Annotated in this window: 16 protein-coding genes and 1 pseudogene; 10 read left to right on the plus strand and 7 right to left on the minus strand. The window is 62.1% G+C overall.

What is annotated here, in order from left to right:
- Positions 1–198: 198 nt before the first annotated feature.
- The gene (locus FHT93_RS02530) at positions 199–1,299 is read left to right on the plus strand and encodes a flagellar biosynthetic protein FliO (protein ID WP_183846009.1); all 1,101 of its coding nucleotides are present in this window, start codon (positions 199–201) and stop codon (positions 1,297–1,299) included.
- Between the two features lie 90 nt (positions 1,300–1,389).
- Here the strand turns inward: FHT93_RS02530 and dksA are convergent, their stop codons facing one another.
- On the minus strand, positions 1,390–1,809 hold the full coding sequence (dksA, locus tag FHT93_RS02535) for an RNA polymerase-binding protein DksA (protein ID WP_007826301.1): 420 nt from the start codon (positions 1,807–1,809) through the stop codon (positions 1,390–1,392).
- Between the two features lie 277 nt (positions 1,810–2,086).
- Here dksA and FHT93_RS02540 point away from each other — a divergent pair, with 277 nt between their 5' ends.
- The 5 genes from FHT93_RS02540 to FHT93_RS02560 all read left to right on the plus strand — a co-directional run bounded on the left by FHT93_RS02540 (position 2,087) and on the right by FHT93_RS02560 (position 6,703).
- Complete coding sequence (locus FHT93_RS02540; RefSeq protein WP_183846010.1) at positions 2,087–2,581, plus strand: histidine phosphatase family protein; 495 nt, start codon at positions 2,087–2,089, stop codon at positions 2,579–2,581.
- A gap of 72 nt (positions 2,582–2,653) precedes the next feature.
- On the plus strand, positions 2,654–4,129 hold the full coding sequence (locus tag FHT93_RS02545; protein ID WP_112547771.1) for a YcjX family protein: 1,476 nt from the start codon (positions 2,654–2,656) through the stop codon (positions 4,127–4,129).
- Positions 4,126–5,205 (plus strand): TIGR01620 family protein, encoded by a 1,080-nt coding sequence (locus FHT93_RS02550; protein WP_113206271.1) that lies wholly within the window; start codon positions 4,126–4,128, stop codon positions 5,203–5,205. The genes FHT93_RS02545 and FHT93_RS02550 overlap by 4 nt, the downstream gene beginning before the upstream one ends.
- 210 nt (positions 5,206–5,415) lie before the next feature.
- Positions 5,416–5,967 (plus strand): hypothetical protein, encoded by a 552-nt coding sequence (locus FHT93_RS02555; RefSeq protein WP_183846011.1) that lies wholly within the window; start codon positions 5,416–5,418, stop codon positions 5,965–5,967.
- Positions 5,968–6,088: 121 nt separating this feature from the next.
- Positions 6,089–6,703, plus strand: coding sequence for a flavodoxin family protein (locus tag FHT93_RS02560; RefSeq protein WP_183846012.1), 615 nt, complete (start codon positions 6,089–6,091; stop codon positions 6,701–6,703).
- A gap of 92 nt (positions 6,704–6,795) precedes the next feature.
- Here FHT93_RS02560 and FHT93_RS02565 read toward each other — a convergent pair whose 3' ends face one another.
- Complete coding sequence (locus FHT93_RS02565; protein WP_112547775.1) at positions 6,796–6,975, minus strand: hypothetical protein; 180 nt, start codon at positions 6,973–6,975, stop codon at positions 6,796–6,798.
- A 199-nt stretch (positions 6,976–7,174) separates the two neighbouring features.
- Between FHT93_RS02565 and FHT93_RS02570 the strand changes: the two are divergent.
- Together FHT93_RS02570 and FHT93_RS02575 are read left to right on the plus strand one after the other, a co-directional pair.
- Positions 7,175–7,390 (plus strand): annotated as a pseudogene (locus FHT93_RS02570) (hypothetical protein); the annotation flags it as partial.
- Positions 7,391–7,411: 21 nt separating this feature from the next.
- Positions 7,412–7,987 (plus strand): isochorismatase family cysteine hydrolase, encoded by a 576-nt coding sequence (locus tag FHT93_RS02575; RefSeq protein ID WP_183846013.1) that lies wholly within the window; start codon positions 7,412–7,414, stop codon positions 7,985–7,987.
- A gap of 57 nt (positions 7,988–8,044) precedes the next feature.
- Here the strand turns inward: FHT93_RS02575 and folK are convergent, their stop codons facing one another.
- The 3 genes from folK to folP form a co-directional block, all read right to left on the minus strand.
- Positions 8,045–8,563 (minus strand): 2-amino-4-hydroxy-6-hydroxymethyldihydropteridine diphosphokinase, encoded by a 519-nt coding sequence (folK, locus tag FHT93_RS02580; protein WP_183847470.1) that lies wholly within the window; start codon positions 8,561–8,563, stop codon positions 8,045–8,047.
- On the minus strand, positions 8,553–8,921 hold the full coding sequence (gene folB, locus FHT93_RS02585) for a dihydroneopterin aldolase (protein ID WP_112547776.1): 369 nt from the start codon (positions 8,919–8,921) through the stop codon (positions 8,553–8,555). Before folB ends, folK begins: the two co-directional genes overlap by 11 nt.
- Positions 8,922–8,997: 76 nt before the next feature.
- Positions 8,998–9,891, minus strand: coding sequence for a dihydropteroate synthase (gene folP / locus FHT93_RS02590; RefSeq protein ID WP_183846014.1), 894 nt, complete (start codon positions 9,889–9,891; stop codon positions 8,998–9,000).
- Positions 9,892–10,098: 207 nt separating this feature from the next.
- On the opposite strand from folP, the gene FHT93_RS02595 reads away from it, so the two are divergent.
- On the plus strand, positions 10,099–10,728 hold the full coding sequence (locus tag FHT93_RS02595) for a DUF922 domain-containing protein (protein ID WP_183847472.1): 630 nt from the start codon (positions 10,099–10,101) through the stop codon (positions 10,726–10,728).
- Positions 10,729–11,027: 299 nt separating this feature from the next.
- On the opposite strand, the gene FHT93_RS02600 is transcribed toward FHT93_RS02595, so the two are convergent.
- Both FHT93_RS02600 and FHT93_RS02605 read right to left on the minus strand, forming a co-directional pair.
- Complete coding sequence (locus tag FHT93_RS02600; RefSeq protein ID WP_112547779.1) at positions 11,028–11,348, minus strand: 2Fe-2S iron-sulfur cluster-binding protein; 321 nt, start codon at positions 11,346–11,348, stop codon at positions 11,028–11,030.
- Between the two features lie 204 nt (positions 11,349–11,552).
- Positions 11,553–11,924, minus strand: a complete 372-nt coding sequence (locus tag FHT93_RS02605) for an Hpt domain-containing protein (RefSeq protein WP_112547780.1) — start codon at positions 11,922–11,924, stop codon at positions 11,553–11,555.
- Between the two features lie 464 nt (positions 11,925–12,388).
- Between FHT93_RS02605 and FHT93_RS02610 the strand changes: the two genes are divergently transcribed.
- Positions 12,389–19,369, plus strand: a complete 6,981-nt coding sequence (locus tag FHT93_RS02610) for a hypothetical protein (protein ID WP_183846015.1) — start codon at positions 12,389–12,391, stop codon at positions 19,367–19,369.
- Positions 19,370–19,402 lie beyond the last annotated feature (33 nt).

Below are 19,402 nucleotides of genomic sequence, written 5' to 3' on the forward strand. Positions count from 1 at the left end.
TTCGTCAGACTGCTTGAATTCACAGGCAAACGCGCCAGTTTTCTTGCAAGCCCGCTGGTGTAACCTCGAGAGCTTGCCGGCCAAATAACTGCACAACACGAAATCACCTTCGCCGGTGACTGGACAGACCCGGCGGCTCTTGCCTAAGGAGCGGAAAAGTCGTCTGTTGTGCCATAATGCGAAATGGAGTGAGTGCCTATGTTCGATGATGTTGTAGGAGCTTACGGTAGCCGCTTCCTGCTTGCCGCTGGCGGCGTCGGTATTGCCCTCATCCTGCTCATCCTGGTTCTGTGGTTCCTGCGCAACCGCGCGCCCTCGCCCTTCGTTCGTGGCGGGCGCAACCGCCAGCCGCGTTTGCAGGTGCTCGATGCCGCCGCCGTCGATGCCCGCCGTCGCCTGGTGCTCGTGCGTCGCGACAATGTCGAACATCTCGTCATGATCGGCGGTCCGACCGATATCGTCATCGAAAGCCGCATCCTGCCGGAAACCGAAGCCGAAAGCGGAAGTGATTTCCGCCCGCAGCCGGTCGAGGAGCGTTCACCCGCTCCGGAGCGTGAAGTCGTCCAGCCGCGCCGCGAGCCGCAACCAGCGCCGCAGCCGAGGCCGGTCGCCGCTCCCGTCGCACCGCCTGTGGCTGCAAGCGCCGAACCCGATCTCGAACCCTATAGCCCGGCACCGGCTGCGGTCATCGTCCCGGTCATCGCACCGCCGGCCGAGCCTATCCGTCAGCGCTCCGAGCTCCCGGTTGCTCCAGCCGTGGCTCCGCCGATGTCTGGGCAGCAGGCCTCCGCGCCACAGGTTTCTGCTCCGCCGCTGAGTGCCGAGCGCGATAGCCCGCAGCGCATGTCGCAGCCTCAGCCACGGCAGCCCGAACGCCCAGCTCCGCAACCGGTGCCCGATACCGCCAACGCTGCCGATATCCTCGATGCGGCCCGTCAGCGCGTGCTGCCGCAGCAGCGTATCGAACCGGAAGTATCCACCCCGCCGGCCCAGAGCATTCCCGCCGTCTCGCGCGGTGCCCCGGTCGCCACGGAAGATGGCGGTCTGCAATCGGCTGCCATCCGCCGGGATTTCCAGCGCATCCTTGATGAGGAAATCTCGGCCAATCCGGCCGCCGAGCGCGTCGTTCCCGTACCCAATGCGCAGCAGGCGCGCCCTGCCCCGCAGCCAGGTTCCCCTCAGCCCGGCTCGATGCCGCGCCGTGATCCTGAAATGGCGCCAATGACAGGTGCGGATGCTGCCCTTCAGAAGGAAGTTGCCCGCATCTTCGGCGAAATGAGCGTCAATCGCGACAAGTAGTCCGGGGTCGGATCGCCTGGAGCAAACCGGTAAAACAAAAAGGCACCGCGATCGTCCCGTGGTGCCTTTTTCAATTCCGGTCGGGAGCGATTATTCGTCCCGGTAAACCTTTTCGCGACGCTCGTGGCGTTCCTGGGCTTCGATCGACAACGTGGCGATCGGGCGGGCGTCGAGACGCTTGAGACCGATCGGCTCGCCGGTTTCCTCGCAGTAACCGTAAGTACCGTCTTCGATGCGCTGCAGGGCTGCGTCGATCTTGGAGATCAGCTTTCTCTGACGGTCGCGGGCGCGAAGTTCGATCGCCCGGTCGGTTTCTGAGGATGCACGGTCTGCAAGATCGGGGTGGTTTGCGCTCTCCTCGGCCAGATGGTCGAGCGTTTCACGCGCTTCTCTAAGGATATCGTTTTTCCAGGCAACCAGCTTGGCTCTGAAATAAGCTCGCTGGTTCGTATTCATGAACTCCTCGTCTTCCGAGGGAACATAATTGCTAAGATCGATCTTCTCACTCAACGCGATTCTCCTGAAGAACATCTCATCTGGCGGGGTGTATATCCCAAGGGCTATCCGCGATTCAAGCCAAATAAGACACGTAAACAGATTTTTAAATCTGTCACAAATTTGAGCTAACAGTCTATTTTCTCATCATTATTCCGAACCGAGATTTTTGCTTCGCCTTCAACATGCCGTGTTGAGCATGGCGTTTCGCACTATTGAAGGCCGGCTGGCAGTTGACGTTGCGGGAGTGCAACCGCTACTGAAAAGGCTCCGTTCGAAGCTGGATTTGCCCATGGCCGCCCTCCTGCCTCCACCCCACCGGATCTACCTCCTGCGTCACGCCGAAGCCGCCTGGGCCGAGCCCGGACAGCGCGATTTCGACCGCCCGCTGAACGAGAAGGGTTTCGGCGATGCCGAGATTGTTGCCGACCGCGCAGCCGACAAGGGCTACCGTCCTGATGTCCTGATCAGCTCGACCGCGCTTCGTTGCCGCGACACCGCCGAGGCCGTGCATCGAGCCATGGGCGAAACGCTCGACATGCTCTTTGTCGACACGCTCTATAACGCCTCCGTCGACACCTATCTCGAAATTATCGACGCGCAGGATGTGGGAAGCGTCATGCTCGTCGGTCACAACCCGACCATGGAGCAAGCCTTATTGGCGCTGATCGGCCAAAAGGCTATGGCAGCCTCTGTGCCGAAAGGTTTCCCGACAGCCGGTCTCGCTGTCATCGACTATGTCGCTACGACTTCGGCATGGCGTCTCGTCGATTTCGTCGTCGACTGAGCTTTCGCGCCGCTTCTTTTTCGGGCCGCGGCCCCTCCCTATATTGCAGGCAGTGCCACCAGGGATTCCGATTTGCCGCCACGCCTGACATCCTTTGCCGACGACGCGCTGATCGCGTTGGATAATCTTGCGGACCGCGCCAGCGGTCTCGTCAATCCGACCATCCGGCTCGGTGTCACCGGCCTTTCCCGCTCCGGCAAGACCGTCTTCATTTCCTCGCTGGTCCATAATCTCCTGCATGGCGGCCGCCTGCCGCTCTTCGAAGCGGTGCAGTCCGGCCGCGTTTCGGCGGTGCGTCTGGAGCCTCAGCCGGATGATGCCGTGCCGCGCTTCCAGTATGAGGATCATATCCGCGCGCTGGTAAAGGAGCGCATCTGGCCGGATTCCACCCGCGCGATCTCGGAGCTGCGCATCACGCTCGATTATCAGAGCGCCAGTTCCTGGACGCGCATGTTTTCCCCCGGCCGGCTTTCCATCGATATCGTCGACTATCCCGGTGAATGGCTGCTCGACCTGCCACTGCTCGGCAAGGATTTCCGAACGTTCAGCGAGGAAACCATCGCCCTTGCCGCAACCGGCATCCGCGCCGAGCTGTCGAGCGCCTGGCTGGGTCTGACGAGAGCGACGGACATCAATGCTCCCGCTGACGAAATGGTCGCCCGCGACCTCGCAGTGAGCTTTGCCGACTATCTGAAGGCCTGCAAGGCGGACGAGCGTTCTCTCTCCACCCTTCCTCCCGGCCGCTTCCTACTGCCCGGTGATCTCGACGGCTCGCCTGCCCTGACCTTCGCCCCGCTTGCCCTGCCGCCCGAAGGCCGGCCGAAGCATGGCTCACTCTGGGCGATGATGGAGCGCCGATACGAGGCCTACAAGTCCGTGGTCGTCAAACCCTTCTTCCGTGAGCATTTCGCCAGGCTCGACCGGCAGATCGTTTTGGTCGACGCTCTCCAGGCGATGAACCGCGGTCCGGAAGCCGTGCAGGATCTGGAACGCGCGCTGACCGATGTGCTGGCCTGTTTCCGCCCCGGCACCAATTCCATCCTGTCATCGCTGCTCGGCCGGCGCATCGACCGCGTTCTGGTGGCCGCCACCAAGGCCGACCACTTGCACCACGAGAGCCACGACCGGCTGGATCGACTCACGCGCCGTCTCGTCGATCGCGCCATCGACCGCATCGGCATGGCCGGCGCCGGCATCGATGTCATGGCACTCGCCTCCGTGCGCGCCACGCGCGAAGCCACCGTGCGGCGCGACGGCCACGACCTGCCCGTCATTGTCGGCACGCCTATGACTGGTGAAAAGATCGCCGGCGAGATCTTTGACGGTGAGCGCAAGACGGCGATCTTCCCAGGCGACTTGCCGGAAGATCCGCAATCGCTGTTCGAACGCATCGAAGCCGGCGACAGCACGGTCGAGCTACCCGATGTCAATGTGGTGCGCTTCCGTCCCCCGCAGCTTGAGGAAACCGGCGGCGGCATCAAGCTTTCCGTGCCGCATATCCGTCTTGACCGCGCCATGCAGTTCCTGTTCGGAGACCGCCTCGCATGAGCAAGCCGCCGATCGACCAGCCCAATCCGCCGCGTCGCGCCCCTGCCGCCTTCACCTATGAGGAGGAAAACGCAGCACCCGAATCCCCCCGCGCGGAACGCCGCAAGCCGGCAAGCTTTTCCGGCGAGGTGGTGCTGACGCCGGATGAGGAGGATCCCTTCCTCAATCCGGAACGGGGTCTGAGCCCGCTGCCGGTCGCGACTCCGCGCAAGCGCCGCACCTCCTTTGCCGGCATCGCCGCAGGCGCCTTCGGCATCCTCCTGTCGCTTGCCTTCGGCCTCTGGACCGACCAACTGATCCGCGACCTCTTCAGCCGTGCCGACTGGCTGGGTTACACGGCGCTTGCCGTGCTCGCGATCGGCATCCTCGCCGTTATCGCCGTCGTCGTCAGGGAGACGGCGGGCATGATGCGGCTTGCCGCGGTGCAGACCATCAAGGCCGAGGCAGACGCCGCGATCCTCGAAACCCGCCCCGCCAAGGCTCGTGCCGTCGTCGCCCGCCTGACGGGCCTGCTCGATAACAAGCCGGAAACTGCCAAGGGCCGCGCCACGCTGAAGGAAACCGAAAGCGACGTCATCGATGCTCCGCATCTGATTGCGCTTGCCGAGCGCGAACTCCTTGGCCCCCTTGACCGCCGGGCGCGCGCGCTGATCGTCAATTCCTCCAAGCGTGTCTCTGTCGTCACGGCCGTCAGCCCGCGCGCTATCGTCGATCTGCTCTACGTGCTCTATGAGGCCGCCCGCCTGATCCGCGCCATGGCCGAACTGTACGGTGGTCGCCCCGGCACGCTCGGCATGCTGAGATTGATGCGCGATGTGCTTGCCCATCTTGCCGTCACCGGTTCGATTGCCGTCGGGGACAGTCTCGTGCAGCAGGTGCTGGGTCATGGACTTGCCTCGAAGCTCTCGGCGCGACTCGGCGAAGGCGTGATCAACGGGTTGATGACGGCGCGCATCGGCATTGCCGCCATGGATCTCTGCCGCCCGCTGACTTTCAGGGCGCTGAAGCGGCCGGGAATCGGTGACTTTATCGGTGATTTGACACCGTCGATGACGACGCGAAACGGCAATCCTTAAGAAAAAGCTGGATTGCGACACATTCCGGCCTTCTTATCAAACCTGCAGAAAATTCCAGCGGATTCAATGCGCTACACGCGCCGCCTCAGAAACCTTGCCTAGCGAAAGCCCTGTATTTCCACGCATTTTGGCGCCTCGGAAAGAAAGGATTAACCATTTTTCGGCAAAACTTCGGACCAGTTCCCGAGTGGTGTTTGCCAAGGAAAATCCATGTACTCGCGCAAGTTTCTTTTTGTATGCGGCCTGGCCGCCGCGGCATTGTCTCCGGTGGCAGATGTCGCTTCCAACGCCACTGCCGCAACCCGCGACAAAGCCTTCTTCGAATCTATCGCCGGCACCTGGAAGGGACCGGGCGAAATCGTTGCCGGCAAGTACAAGGGCACGAAATTCACCTGCAATCTCGTCGGCTCGCCGGCCGATGATTCCGCTGCCGGCATCAAGCTCGACGGCACCTGCCGCGTCGGTGTCTTCAAGCAGCCGATGACAGCCGTCATCTCCCAGTCCGGTTCCACGTACAAGGGCAAGTTCCTGGACGGCGCCAAGGGCAAGGGCCTCGACGTTGTTTCCGGCGCCGTTACCGCAGATACCGTCGTCGTCGGCATCAATCGTTCCAAGCTGAACGGTGCGATGATTGCCCGTGTGCGGGACGACAAGACCATGAATGTCACCGTTTCGGTCAAGGTCGAAAGCCAGATGATCCCGGTTATCGGCCTGACACTGACCCGCCAGGTGGATGAAATGGCTGTCGGCTCGATCCAGTAAGCAATTCATTCGGATCGGATTTTCCTGAAGCGGCGGGTTTCCGCCGCTTTTGCTTTTTGGGCGTGGGGAACCATGAGCATTTGGTCGGGTTGTGTGCGGACGAACAACCCGGAGATCGATCGTGCCCCTGAAAGCTCTCGCCCTGAATGCCACGCTGAAATCCAGCAGCGGTGAGCCCTCCTCCACCGACCGCATGCTCGCCCTCATCGGCGAAGCGATGCGCAAACAGGATGTGGAGACGGAAACGATCCGCCTTGCTGACCATAATATCCTTCCAGGTGTGGCGTCCGACGAGGGACCTGGCGATGCCTGGCCCGATATCCGAAAGATGATTCTCGATGCCGACATCCTCGTTTTCGGCACGCCGATCTGGCTGGGACAACCCTCCAGCGTTGCCAAGCGCGCTTTGGAGCGTATGGATGCCTTCCTTGAAGAGACGGACGATCAGGGCCGTATGGTCTCCTGTGGCCGCGTAGCGGCAGTGGCCGTTGTCGGCAATGAGGATGGCGCCCATCACGTCTCGGCCGAACTCTATCAGGCATTGAATGATGTCGGCTTCACCATATCGGCCAATGCTGTGGCCTACTGGGTGGGCGAAGCCATGGGCAGCACCAATTTCGTCGATCTCAAGCAGGTACCTGAAACGGTCACGACGGCAGTCGACATGCTGGCGCGCAATACGGTTCATCTGGCGAAACTGCTCAAGCAGAACCACTATCCGGGCAAAGCCGAATGAGTGATACTCCAGTGGGCGGACACTGAGCTCCGCTCAAAAGTAGACATGAAAAAAGCCCGCTTCTGCGGGCTCCTTTCTGTATCGGTCAGGTTTTAGTTTGTGTTTTTGTGGCTCTGCTGACCGGCCTTCACATGCTGTTCATGCGTGCCGCCGCGGGTACCCGAACTGGATTGATTGTCGCGCGACGAAGCCTGCTGCTGCGAGCCGGTATTCTTGTGGCTCTGCTGACCTGCCTTGACGTGCTGTTCGTGTGAACCGCCTTGGTTTGCCATGATCAATTCTCCTTTCGGTAATTGTCTGCGAGAGCGGCTTGACTGCCGTCTCGTTAGGTCAACCGCTCGGGCGCCGCCACGTTCCCCATCTTAATATTTCGTGATGGTATCGGATCATTTCCCGCCACGCGCCGTTCTTCGTAAACGGCAGGCTTGCTCCTGCCCAGCTATGGAGACGAAGGCCATGAACGCAACCCACACGGATACGGAAACAAGGAGCCTGAAGCTCGCCAGGGAATATCTGCGCCTTGGCGGACACCGCCGCTCCAAGATCGACGACAACATCACCACTGTGCGCCAGTGGGAGAAGGATCCCCCGGAGGCTGAACGCTTCTGGCAGGAGCAGGTGCAGCCGCTTTCAGCAGCCGACCGCAAGCAGGTCGAGGATTTCCTGCCCAGCATCAATTCGCCTTGAATGCTCGAAGCTGCAGGTTCGATGCGCGAAAACTGGATCCATCTCTGCATCGACATGCAGAGGATGTTCGCGGAACAGACAGCTTGGCATGTGCCATGGATGGCGACGGTGTCGCCGCAGATTGTTGAACTCTCCGCACGGTATGCGGAGCGAACGATTTTCACGCGCTTCGTTCCTCCGCCGAGTGCCGATGCCATGCCCGGCATGTGGAGGACTTACTACGAAAAATGGCCAATGATGACGGGCGAGCACCTGCTGCCGGCGCTCGTGGACATCGTTGCCGAACTGAAGTCTTTCTCGCCGCCCGCCCGCTTCTTCAACAAGCGAACCTACTCTCCCTGGGTCGACGGCCGGCTCCACGAAACGCTTGCGCAGGAAAAGGTCCGGGCCATCGTCATCACCGGCGGCGAAACCGACATCTGCGTGCTTGCTGCAGCACTTGGCGCAATCGATCTCGGGTACCGCGTCGTCTTGTTGAAGGATGCCGTCTGCAGCAGCGCCGACGAGACGCATGACGCCACGCTCGAACTGCTGGGCCGCCGCTTCTCGGTGCAGGTGGAGATCACCGAAACGGATGCATTCCTCACCGGTCTCTGACGCATGGGCGAGGCTTACGGGCCCGTTCAAGTTTCGCAGCCTGCACTTGATGACCCCTTAAGTCTTGTGCCACCACTCGCGGCTCTCGTCTGCGATCTCGATACCCGCGATGTCGGCGCCGGCCAGCCAGTCGGAAACCGCCCTGCCCCTGACTACGAGTTCGGGCGCGATATCCGCAAGCGGCATCAGCACGAAGCCTCGCTCCGTCATGCGCGGGTGCGGCAGTTCCAGCCGCGGCGCATCCTGCTCGATACCTTCATAAGTCAACACGTCGATATCGAGCGTGCGCGGCCCCCAGCGCTCGATGCGTTCGCGCTTCATCTCCCGTTCGATCGACAGGCAGAGATCGAGCAGCGCTTCCGGTGCAAGCCGCGTTTCCACCGCCGCGCAGGAATTGAAGAAATAGGATTGATCGGTCTTGCCCCAGGGCGGCGTGCGATAAAGCCGCGAGACGGCAGCCACGCGGCAGTCCGGATGGCTGTCCAGCACCGCAAGCGCCGACGCCATCGACTTGACCGGGTCGCCGATATTGCCGCCGAGACCGAGCGTTGCGAGGCGGAATGGATTATCGGGCACGGTGCTCAACAGTCACCTGCACGAAATCGAGCACGCCGGGGATCGGCGCATTCGGCTTGCGCACCGTGATCTTGGCCCTGATGATCTGCGGGAATTTCTTGCAGAGGCCCTTGGCTATATCGAACGCCAGCGCTTCGATCAGGTAGCGCCGCTGGCCAACGACGATCTCCTCGATGATGGTAAAGGCGGTTCCGTAATGCACCGTCTCGTCGATGGAATCGTTTTCCAGCGCGCTGCCGGCTTCCACTTCCAGTTCTGCATCCACGAAGAAACGCTGGCCGAGGAATTCCTCTTCGGCATGGACGCCATGCCGGGCGAAGAAGGCGCAATTCTGCATCAGGATCGTATAGGTACTCATGACGGCCTCCCCCTAAGACATGTCGCGCAAAATTCTCTATCGATTTTGCGGTAACGACATGTGAAAAAACAGAGATTCAAAGTGCGGCATGCGGATCTGATGGATCGTGACACGCTTTGGAAATATCGTTCCGGGCAGCCAGCATAGCATCGGCTACGGCAAGCGCATCCCTGTTGATTGCGACATTGTGTACGCGGAAAACAGCCGCGCGCTGAATGCGCAACAGCGCGCTCGTCGCCGCCGTTGCCGCATCGCGCTCCGCCGGCTCCCGGCCGGTGACGGCGCCGAGGAACCGTTTGCGCGACGTGCCGGCGAGAAGCGGCAGGCCGAAGCGGTGCAGCTCTTCGAAACGCGCCATCAGCTCCAGATTTTCGCCCGGCGTCTCCTTGGCAAACCCAAAGCCTGGATCGAGCACGATCCGGTCGCGCAGCACGCCGGCTGCAGAAGCGATCTCGAGCGAGCGCTCGAGAAAGAAGACCTGGTCTTCGATGATATCGGCAAGTTTCTGCCGGTCGCGACCGGTATGCATGATGCAGAGCCCTGCCCCGGTTTCAGCCGACAGCGCGGCGATTTCGGGTTCTCTCTGCAGGCCGAAGACATCGTTGACGATATGGGCGCCGGCACTGATGGCTCGCCGCGCCGTTTCCGCGCGATAGGTATCGATGGAAATCAGGGCTTGCGTGCGTCCTTTGAGCGCTTCGATAACGGGCAGTACCCGCGCCTGTTCCTCCGCCGGGCTGACGGAGGCCGCGTCCGGCCGCGTCGACTCACCACCGATATCGAGAATGTCAGCGCCGTCTGCAACTGCCTGAAGCGCATATGCGACAGCCCTGTCGACCGTGTCGTAGCGCCCGCCGTCGGAGAAGGAATCCGGTGTCACGTTGATGATAACCATGATCACCGAGCGCTTGCCGAGCTCGATCTCGCGGCCATGGGCCACACGCCAGAAACTGCTGTCGAGCTGCTTCACCAGCCTAATCCCGTCGCTAAAGCGTGTCTGCGATCATCCAGATCCGCTTGCCACACTTTAAGCCTTTGTTTTACGTATGTCGTTATCGCAAGACCGCCGCGCAGTTTTGCGCGACATGCTTTATCGAAAAAAGGCCGCTATCCGATATTGCGCTTGTGGTGGCTATGCCCCAAGCTCCGCCAAACTTCAACACAGGTTCAGTTCAGAATGCCGCTTGCGTTGCGTTATATACGCCTTCCCGTCGCCTTTTCAGTGATTGCCCTTTTCCTCTGCGGCCCCGCGGCAGCCGAAGTCGTTGCGACGAAAAGCTATTCCTATTTCAATATCAAGGGGAAGACGGCAGACCAGCTGGACGATGAGCTGAGTCGTCGCGGCCCGACGGCGAACGGCTCCTCCGCCCGCCACCCCGGCGCCACCAAGATCCGTTTCGGTGGCGAGGCGACCTATATTCAGGAAGGTGGCCGTTGCCGCGTCGGCAACGTCAAGGTCACCGTCCACACACAGATCATCATGCCGCGCTGGAACAACCGCAAGGGCGCCAGCCGCGAGCTGTCGATGATCTGGGATGCGCTGTCGAGCGATATCCGGCGCCACGAGGAACGCCATGCCGAGATAGCCCGCACCCAGGCGCGCGTCATGGAACGCGAACTCAAGGCGCTTCCTTCGCAGCGCAGCTGCGAAGCCATGCAGGAACTCGTCTCGGATGCTTCGGCTCGCGGGATAGAGGAGCACGATAAGTTGCAAGCCCGATTCGATCGCGTCGAGGCGGTCAATTTTCAGAATCGGATGCTGAGACTGCTTAACAACCGACTCAAGGGCAAAGGCGGCGAAAGATAAGCCCTTTTTGCCTTCAAGGCGAGAACAGATCGTTAGCTGCGCAATGAAACTTGTGCGAAGCTTGTGGAACTCCCAGGCTTTTACCAATCATTTTTCATTCTGGTGGACTCAACCGGAACGCGGTAATATGACTATATTCGAAAGTGCAGTAAGGCAGCTGGCTTTCGTGACGGTGTTCTCCTGGCGCGTTCCGAAGCCGCGGGTGTTCCTCCCTCATCCGTAGGTAATGCGCCCGCCTCGCCTCGCTCGCCTCCGGCGTGCGAGGCTCTCTTTTTGGGAAAAGCCGCTATTTTGGGGATTTATGCCTGCCGTTCCGGCACGTGCACGGTGAGCCCGTCATAGGCGGCCTTCATCCTGATCTGACAGGAAAGGCGCGAGGTCGGACGCACGTCAAAGGCGAAGTCCAGCATATCCTCTTCCATCGCTTCCGGCGGGCCGACGACCTCGGTCCACTGCTCGTCGACATAGACGTGGCAGGTCGCACAGGCGCAGGCGCCGCCGCATTCGGCTTCGATGCCGGGCACGGAATTGCGGACCGCATTCTCCATCACGGTGGAGCCTTGATCGACATCGAGGTCGAAGCGCGTTCCGTCAAAGGCGACGATGGTAAGTTTAGGCATCAGGATGATTTCCGGTCTTTCATAGGAGATGGGCGGATTTTCTTCCGATAATTCGGCGCGTCAGTCAACATGCCGGTTTCGCCTGCAAACCTCGCAGATCAGGCAAGGCTCCGCCATTCTCAATGCGTCATCGAGGAAGTCGCAAAAAGACCCGCCGTTCCCAAATGGAACAGCGGGCCTAGCTTCTTGCTGACCTGTCCTGCCTTATCCGCGGCAGAGTTTCAGAATGAAATTCTCGGCATCGACAACGGCCGCACCGAGTGCTGCCATCGCGGCGACATCGCCATTGTTCTCTTCCACCGCTTCCGCTGACTGCGAAACCCGGAAGGCGCCGACTGAACTTGCCGCTCCCTTCAGGCGGTGCGCTGCAGCACCCACCCTAGCGGACTCGCCGCTGGCAATGTCCTGCAGGCAGGCGCGCGCCTGGCGCGCAAACATCTGGAGAACTTCGATTTCCACCGTCTTGTCGCCCATCGTCTGGCGCGCGAGATGGACAAGATCGATCGGCCGGATCTTGGAAGGCGAAGGCCCCGCGGAATTGTCGGGTGCTTCGAAAGCGATGCTCACTGCTGCCATTTGCCAATTCTCCCGTCTTGTATTGCCCGCGCTTGCTACTGTTGTGCGGTCGGAGAATGGCGATCCCGTTAAATTCCGGCACATTCGGCGTGGAAATCTAACCATATGGTTAACGTCCCTTAAATATCGCTAAAATATCGGCTTTTGGCCCGCTTCGAAATTTTAAAGGTGTTAACAACAGGTTAAGAGCGATGGAAACGCAAGGGTTCATTAATTGTGTAAGGCACCCAGATGTGTCACTACGATACTGTTGAGGCGGGCTCCTGCCGCGCGCCTTTGCCGTCAGAGTGGATAATGGTAGTGTTTTGATACCTTTCGTTTGCAAAATCGGCTATCTACTCTGAAATGACATGCTTATCCGTCCGTCTTGGGATGGAAGGCTGGAACGGCGAAGGTTCTTTCCGGGCGAAGGCGATGGCCCGGATGCGCTGCCGGACTTGCCGGGAATTGTGAGGCGTATCGGAATGGCGAATAACAAATACAATGAATCGATCGAGGACAAAGCGTTCAAGGCATTGGACGAGGCGCTTCAGATTGATTTCGGCCAGGAAAACGTGCCGTCTCGCCGCGGTAACGCGCCCCACGCCCCGGAGGCTAATGTGACTGACCCATCCAATGCCCGCAATCAGGCCCAGGAAGAAGCACAGCGCCGCCGCGGCCGCGCCGCCCGAACCGGCGACCAGCAGGCTCCGCGGGCACCCGCCTTCTCTCCGGCCAACGATGCCAGCCGCAATTCACCCGCCTCGCTTCTGAAGTCGCTGGAAAACGGCTCCAGCCGCTCTGCCCTGCGCACGGCCGCTCTCGTCTCGATCCTGTGGGTCGTCATCGGCCTCGGGCTGATGTTCATGCTCTATGCGCCGCAGATCTCGCAGATCCGCTCGCTGACCGATCTTGCCGCCCTGCCGGGCGTGATTGCCGGCCTTGTCGGCATCATCGTGCCGGTCATGATGTTCTATGCCTTTGCCATCATGATCTCGCGCGCCCAGGACATGCGCAACGCCGCCCGCTCGATGGCGGAAGTGGCGCTGCGCCTCTCCGAGCCGGAAACCATTGCTTCCGAACGCATCATGACGGTCGGCCAGGCCGTGCGCCGTGAAGTCTCCGCCATGAACGAAGGCATCGAGCGTACCATCGCGCGCGCCTCCGAACTCGAAACGCTCGTGCATTCCGAAGTGAATGCGCTGGAGCGCTCCTATGCGGATAACGAACTGCGCGTGCGCGGCCTCGTCCACGAACTTGGCTCCGAGCGTGAGGCGATCGTCAATCACGCCGACCGCATCCGCTCTTCCATCGCCGGCGTCCACGACCAGCTTAAGGAAGAACTGTCGCTGGCGACGGAAGAGATTGCCATCCGTCTTGCCACCTCGGGCGAAGCTTTCGCCTCGCTGATCGATACGCGCGCTGCTGCGATCATGGAGAAGTCGGACAGCGCCATCCAGTCGCTTGGCACGCTGCTTGCCGCCAAGACCGATACGCTGCTCCATACATTGACAGCCTCCGGTCTTGCGATCGGCAATGAATTCGACAATCGCCTGGACGCGCTGACCAGCACGATCAACGAACATGGTGAGCGCCTGCTCACCCAGTTCGAGACGCGCGCCTCGACGATGGATGCAAGCACCGAGCGCCTGAATGCCGCCCTGCAGGAGCGCACCCAGCAGCTCAACGAAATTCTGGTGTCCCGCACCCGCGAGATCAATCAGAGCCTGACATCAGGTGAACGCACGATCACCGGCACGCTCGACGACGTGCTCTCCAGATTGAACACCGCTCTCGATGAAAAGGGTGCGAGCTTCCGCCAAAGCCTGCAGTCGAGCGCCGACGATGCGGTCATGGATCTCGACGTGCGCTCCGGCTTCTTCGAAGAGCGCCTGCAGACGACCGTCGCCCAGCTTTCGACAGCCTTCGACGAACGCGTCGCCGAATTCACCGATGCCTTCGACAAGCGTTCCGGCTCGCTCGATACCAAGCTCATCGAAAGCCTCACCCGCATCAACGAGACGCTGTCCGGCAACGCGGATTCCATCGAAGGCATCCTCAATAGCAATATCGAGCGCCTTGGCACGTCCATGACCGAACAGTCGCTGGCGCTGGCGACGGCCTTGGCAACCGGTCAGGAAGTGCTGGACAGCACCCTTTCCAGCCGTGCAGACGAGATCACCTCGGCGCTGACGAACCGCACCGGCGAACTCGGCTCGGCGCTGAGCAACGCCACGTCAGAGATTTCGCTGGCGCTGGCAGCCGGCACGTCCGACTTGCAGAACAATCTCGCCGCCCGGGCAGCCGAATTCCGCGACACGCTGCAGACGACCACGACAGACATCACCACTGCCGTCAACAGCGGCACCGAAAAGGTGACCGGTGCATTCAGCGGCCGCGCCGAAGAGCTGAGCGGCGTTCTCGCCGCCCGCGCCGCCGAAATCACCGGCGCGCTGAAGACCGCGCATACCAACCTCGACAGCGTGATGGCCGAACGCGGCGGAGCGCTGATCGGCGCCCTTGCAGACCACCACAGCCGCTTCGACGAGGCGCTTTCGAGCCGTTCCGAAGCCATTATAAATACTGTCTCGGGCACCCATGACCGCCTCGCCGAAACCCTTGACGAGAAGGCGATGGCGCTGGCGATCTCGCTGAACGAGACGCAGTCGCGCATCGAAGACACGCTCTCGACCCATTCTGAATCGCTCATCAACGCCGTTTCCGGCACCCATGAGCGCCTTGCCGAAACGCTCGATGAAAAGGCGATGGCGCTTGCCATTTCGCTGAACGAAGGCCAGGCCCGTATCGAGGATACGCTGGCGACCCGCTCGGAAGCCATTATCGAGGCTGTCTCCGGCACCCATGAGCGCCTTTCCGAAACGCTCGACGAAAAGGCGATGGCGCTTGCCATCTCGCTGAACGAAGGTCAGGCCCGTATCGATGATACGCTGGCGACCCGTTCGGAGGCATTGCTCAGCTCCGTTTCCAGCACGCATGACCGCCTCGCCGAAACCCTCGACGAGCGGGCTATGGCGCTCGGCATTTCGCTGAACGAAACGCAGTCGCGCATCGAAGACACGTTGTCGACGCGTTCGGAAGCTCTGATCAATGCCGTCTCCGGCACGCATGACCGCCTCGCCGAGACCCTCGACGAGCGGGCCATGGCGCTCGGCATTGCGTTGAACGAAACGCAGTCGCGCATCGAAGACACGCTGTCGACGCGTTCGGAAGCGCTGATCAATGCCGTCTCCGGCACGCATGACCGCCTCGCCGAGACCCTCGACGAGCGGGCCATGGCGCTCGGCATTGCGCTGAACGAAACGCAGTCGCGCATCGAGGATACGCTGTCGACGCGTTCGGAAGCGCTGATCAATGCCGTCTCTGGCACCCATGACCGCCTCGCCGAAACGCTCGACGAAAAGGCCATGGCGCTTGCAATCTCGCTGAACGAAAGCCACAGCCGCCTGGAAGATACGCTGACAACGGGCGCCGACGCTTTCGCCAATGCAGCCGCCGGCACGCATGAACGGATCGCCGCAACGCTCGGCGAAAGCCAGCTCCGCATCGAGGAGGCGCTCGCCAATCGCGCCGAATCCATCGTCAATGCCGTCACGAACAGCGCCGACCGCTTGTCCGATACGCTGGACGAGAAGACGATGGCGCTCGCCATTTCGCTCGACGACGGCCAGAGCCGCTTCGAGTCTGCGCTCGAAAACCGCAGCAACTCCATCATGGATACCGTTGCGAATGCCGAAGAGCGTGTTGCCGGCGCCTTTGCCGACCGCACGGAAGCGATCCGCGCCGCGTATACGGATAACCAGGCACGCCTGGAAACGGCGCTCGCCGAGCATACGTCGACCCTGTCCGAAGCCCTCGATGCCGGCAGTGTCCGCATGGAAGGTATTATCGGCAGCATGACGGGCCGCATCGAGGATGGCCTGACCGACGCCCAGCAGCGTATGGCCGCCCTTGCCAACGATGCCGCAAGCAATGTCGAAGGCGGTCTTGCCGCCGCGCATGATCGTATCCGCGCCACGCTCGACGACCGCACGAATGCCATCACGCTGACGCTGAGCGAGGCCCATAACCTCATCAACGACACGCTCTCCGAACAGGCGACCTCGATCGGTACCTCGGTTGCCACGAGCATCAGCATGCTCGAGATGTCGCTGGAGGATCGCGAAGCTGCTATCCGCCAGGCCATCGACGGCAGCGCCCAGGCGCTCGAGGATCGCATGCGCGAAGGCGCCGGCCAGATCGCCGGCCGCTTCCAGGAAGCTGCGAACACGATCTCGCGTTCGGCCGCCGATTTCTCCGGGCATCTCGACCATTCCGTCGACAACCTGACGGGCCGCTTCACCGAAACCGGCGCCCGTGTCGAGGCCAGCCTTGCTGCCATCGAGACCCGCATTGCCGATGGCGTCGGCGGGCTCGCCGACAAGGTCGATGCTGCGGGCAACCAGATCTCCGGCCTCCTGGATGACGGCGTCTCCCGTCTGGGCTCGATCGGCGACGACGCAGCCCAGCGCATCGCCGCAACGCTCGGCACCAGCGCCGCAAACCTGACCCAGGCGCTCGACAGCCGCGGCGCCAGCCTGAAGGATGCTTTCGACGGCCGCGCCGCCAGCCTGACGGATGCACTGCAAGCCGGCAGCGCCAACCTCACCCAGGCCCTCGACAACAGCAGCGCCAACCTTACGCATGCTCTCGACAGCCACAGTGCCAACCTCACCCAGGCTCTGGACAGCCGCCGGGCACATCTTGCCGAAACGCTCGACAGCAGCAGTGCAAATATGGCCCAGTCGATCGACGGCCGGACCTCGGCTTTGGGCGACATGATGGATCGCGGCACTGCGCGCATCGAAGAGCGTCTCTCCACCATGGACCGCGCTCTGACCGTCGGTCTCGATGCCGTCAACCGCACGATCGAAGGCAAGGCAGCTGGTCTTGCCGCAAGCCTGCGCAACGCTGTCGCCGAAGCTGCCGAAGGCATGGATGGCGAAGCCACCAAGTCCTCCGAGCTGCTCAGCCGCACCGGCCAGCAGTTCGCCGAAGCCATGGACGAGCGTTCCTCGCAGATCGTCAATCGCGTCGCCGAGGCACAGAGCCGCCTCGCCGGCCAGGCTGCCGCCGTTGCTCAGACCTTCTCCGAGGCCGGCAACGTCATCGTCAGCAAGGTGGCGGAGGCCGAAAACATCGTCAGCAGCCAGGTCAGCGCCATCAACCACGCGCTGGCCGATGCCGGCCAGACGCTGGCCGCGCACGGCAACTCGATCCGCTCGACGCTGACGGATGCCGGCAGCCAGATCACATCCAGCATGGCCGAGGTCGACCGTGCGCTTGAGGCCCGCAGCAGCATCATTCGCTCCAGCCTGGAGCAGCGTGCCCGCGAAATCGACACCACGCTCACCGATATCGACAAGGCGCTGGAAGCACGCGGCAACTCGATCCGCTCAACGCTCGACGAGCGCAGCCGCGACCTGAACTCCATGCTTGCCGGCCGCTCCACCGAGCTGTCGCGCATCCTGGATGAGACGGCGCGTCCGATCATCGACCGCTACACGGACGCCGGTCAGGAAGCTGCAGCTCGCATCACCGCGGCAGCAAGCCTGAGCGCCGAGCGCCTGCGTGCGGAAAATGAAGCCCTCACCGAAGCCGTTGCCACCCGCGCGGAAAACGTCGCCAATGCCGTCGCCGCCATCGAGAACAGCCTGACGAACAACGTCAACGGTCTCGTTCAGCGCCTGTCGGAAAGCAGCGCCGCCATGTCTGTCATGATGACGCGGGCGGCCGATCAGCTGAGCGGCGTCGACAGCCGCCTCGGCGATACGACCACGCGCTTTACGGACTCTGCCGCCAAGGCTGCCGAAATGGTCTCCGCATCGACCCGCCTTCTCGAAGGCAAGGTCGACCGCCTGTCGGATATTTCGGGCCAGACGCTCGCGCAGGTCGGCAGCATCATCGGCCGCTTCGACGACCATTCGAAGGTTCTGGGACAGGCCTCGCATCTTCTTGCTGCCGCCCAGTCCGGTCTCGTCTCGACGCTCGAAGAACGCGAGACCGCCCTGCAGACGCTGGCAGCTGGCCTCGTGCAGCGTTCTGGCGAGATCGAAAAGACCATGCGCGGCCTCGGCGGCATGATCGAAACGGTATTCGAGCGCGCCGAGCAGCGTTCCAATCAGGTTACCGGTACGCTGCGTCAGAGCGTGCAGGCCTCGTTTGCCGATATCGGCCGCGTGCTTTCGGACACCGAGAAGCGCGCCGAAGAGGCAGCGTCCAACATGCGCGAAGCCATCAATCGCGCCGGCGAGGAAGCCAATGCCACGATCGACACCAGCTTTGCCAATGTCGAGCGCCGTTCGGGCGACCTCACCAACCGCCTGCGTGGCGGGCTGACGGCTTCGCTGTCGGAAGTCGAGCGCATGCTCGGCGAAGCCGGGCGCGCCTCCGATCATGCGGCGCAGAACCTGCGTGAATCGCTTCGCGATGCGATCGATGAAGCGGTCGGCCGCTTCTCGGGTGCAACGGAAGAGATCCGCCGCTCAGCAGCCGATATCCGCAACGAACTCGACACGACCCGCGCTGAACTGAAGCGCGGCGCGTTCGACCTGCCGGAAGAAGCCAAGGAAAGCGCGTCCGCCATGCGCCGCGCTGTTGCCGAGCAGATCAAGGCCCTGCAGGATATTTCGCAGATCGTTGGCCGCTCCAGCCAGCGTCTGGAAATCTCCGAGCCGGTCGCCCGCACGCTTGCCCAGGCAGAACCTGCGCCTCGCGTCACCCAGCCGGTGATCCCAACGGCCCCGGCCCCGCAGCCGGCACCGACAGCCCGCCAGTCGATCGAATCCATGGGCCTGCGCGGCGCCATTGCGCCCACCCCGGCTTCTGCGCCCGCGCCGCAGCGCCCGGTTGCCCAGGCTCCCCAGCCGGCACCTGCTCCGCAGGTTCGCCAGCAAGCGCCGCGGACGGAACCCACCAGTGGCGGCTGGATCAGCGATCTCCTGCGTGGAGCCTCGCGTGACGAGGCCGAAGAAGCGCCGCGTGCGCCGGCCCGCCCGGCAGCGGAAGCTGCTGCTCCGGCCCCTGCTCCCGCCCAGCGTGCCAATGATGCGCGCAACCCGCGCCATGTCGTTGAATCGCTGAACTCGCTTTCGGTCGATATCGCCCGCGCCATTGATCACGATGCCTCGGTCGATCTGTGGCGCCGCTACCAGCGCGGCGAGCGCGACGTCTTCACCCGTCGTCTCTACACGCTGAAGGGCCAGCAGACCTTCGACGAGATCAAGCGCAAGTACGACCGCGAGCCGGAATTCCGCACCGCCGTCGATCGCTACATCGGTGATTTCGAAAAGCTGCTCGCCGACGTCGCCCGCACCGATCCGAACCGCACGGTCACGCAGTCGTATCTGACTTCGGATACCGGCAAGGTCTATACGATGCTTGCCCACGCCGCAGGCCGGTTGAGCTGAGTTGCCGGGCAAAACCTGACATGGTGAGACAAA

Source organism: Rhizobium sp. BK379 (assembly GCF_014193955.1).
Classification (GTDB): domain Bacteria; phylum Pseudomonadota; class Alphaproteobacteria; order Rhizobiales; family Rhizobiaceae; genus Rhizobium.

Coding starts and splice junctions, on each gene's coding strand:
- FHT93_RS02530 (WP_183846009.1), top strand. CDS start 199: ATGTTCGATGATGTTGTAGGAGCTTACGGTAGCCGCTTCCTGCTTGCC.
- FHT93_RS02540 (WP_183846010.1), top strand. CDS start 2,087: ATGGCCGCCCTCCTGCCTCCACCCCACCGGATCTACCTCCTGCGTCAC.
- FHT93_RS02550 (WP_113206271.1), top strand. CDS start 4,126: ATGAGCAAGCCGCCGATCGACCAGCCCAATCCGCCGCGTCGCGCCCCT.
- FHT93_RS02555 (WP_183846011.1), top strand. CDS start 5,416: ATGTACTCGCGCAAGTTTCTTTTTGTATGCGGCCTGGCCGCCGCGGCA.
- FHT93_RS02565 (WP_112547775.1), bottom strand. CDS start 6,975: ATGGCAAACCAAGGCGGTTCACACGAACAGCACGTCAAGGCAGGTCAG.
- FHT93_RS02575 (WP_183846013.1), top strand. CDS start 7,412: ATGCGCGAAAACTGGATCCATCTCTGCATCGACATGCAGAGGATGTTC.
- folB (WP_112547776.1), bottom strand. CDS start 8,921: ATGAGTACCTATACGATCCTGATGCAGAATTGCGCCTTCTTCGCCCGG.
- FHT93_RS02595 (WP_183847472.1), top strand. CDS start 10,099: ATGCCGCTTGCGTTGCGTTATATACGCCTTCCCGTCGCCTTTTCAGTG.
- FHT93_RS02600 (WP_112547779.1), bottom strand. CDS start 11,348: ATGCCTAAACTTACCATCGTCGCCTTTGACGGAACGCGCTTCGACCTC.
- FHT93_RS02605 (WP_112547780.1), bottom strand. CDS start 11,924: ATGGCAGCAGTGAGCATCGCTTTCGAAGCACCCGACAATTCCGCGGGG.
- FHT93_RS02610 (WP_183846015.1), top strand. CDS start 12,389: ATGGCGAATAACAAATACAATGAATCGATCGAGGACAAAGCGTTCAAG.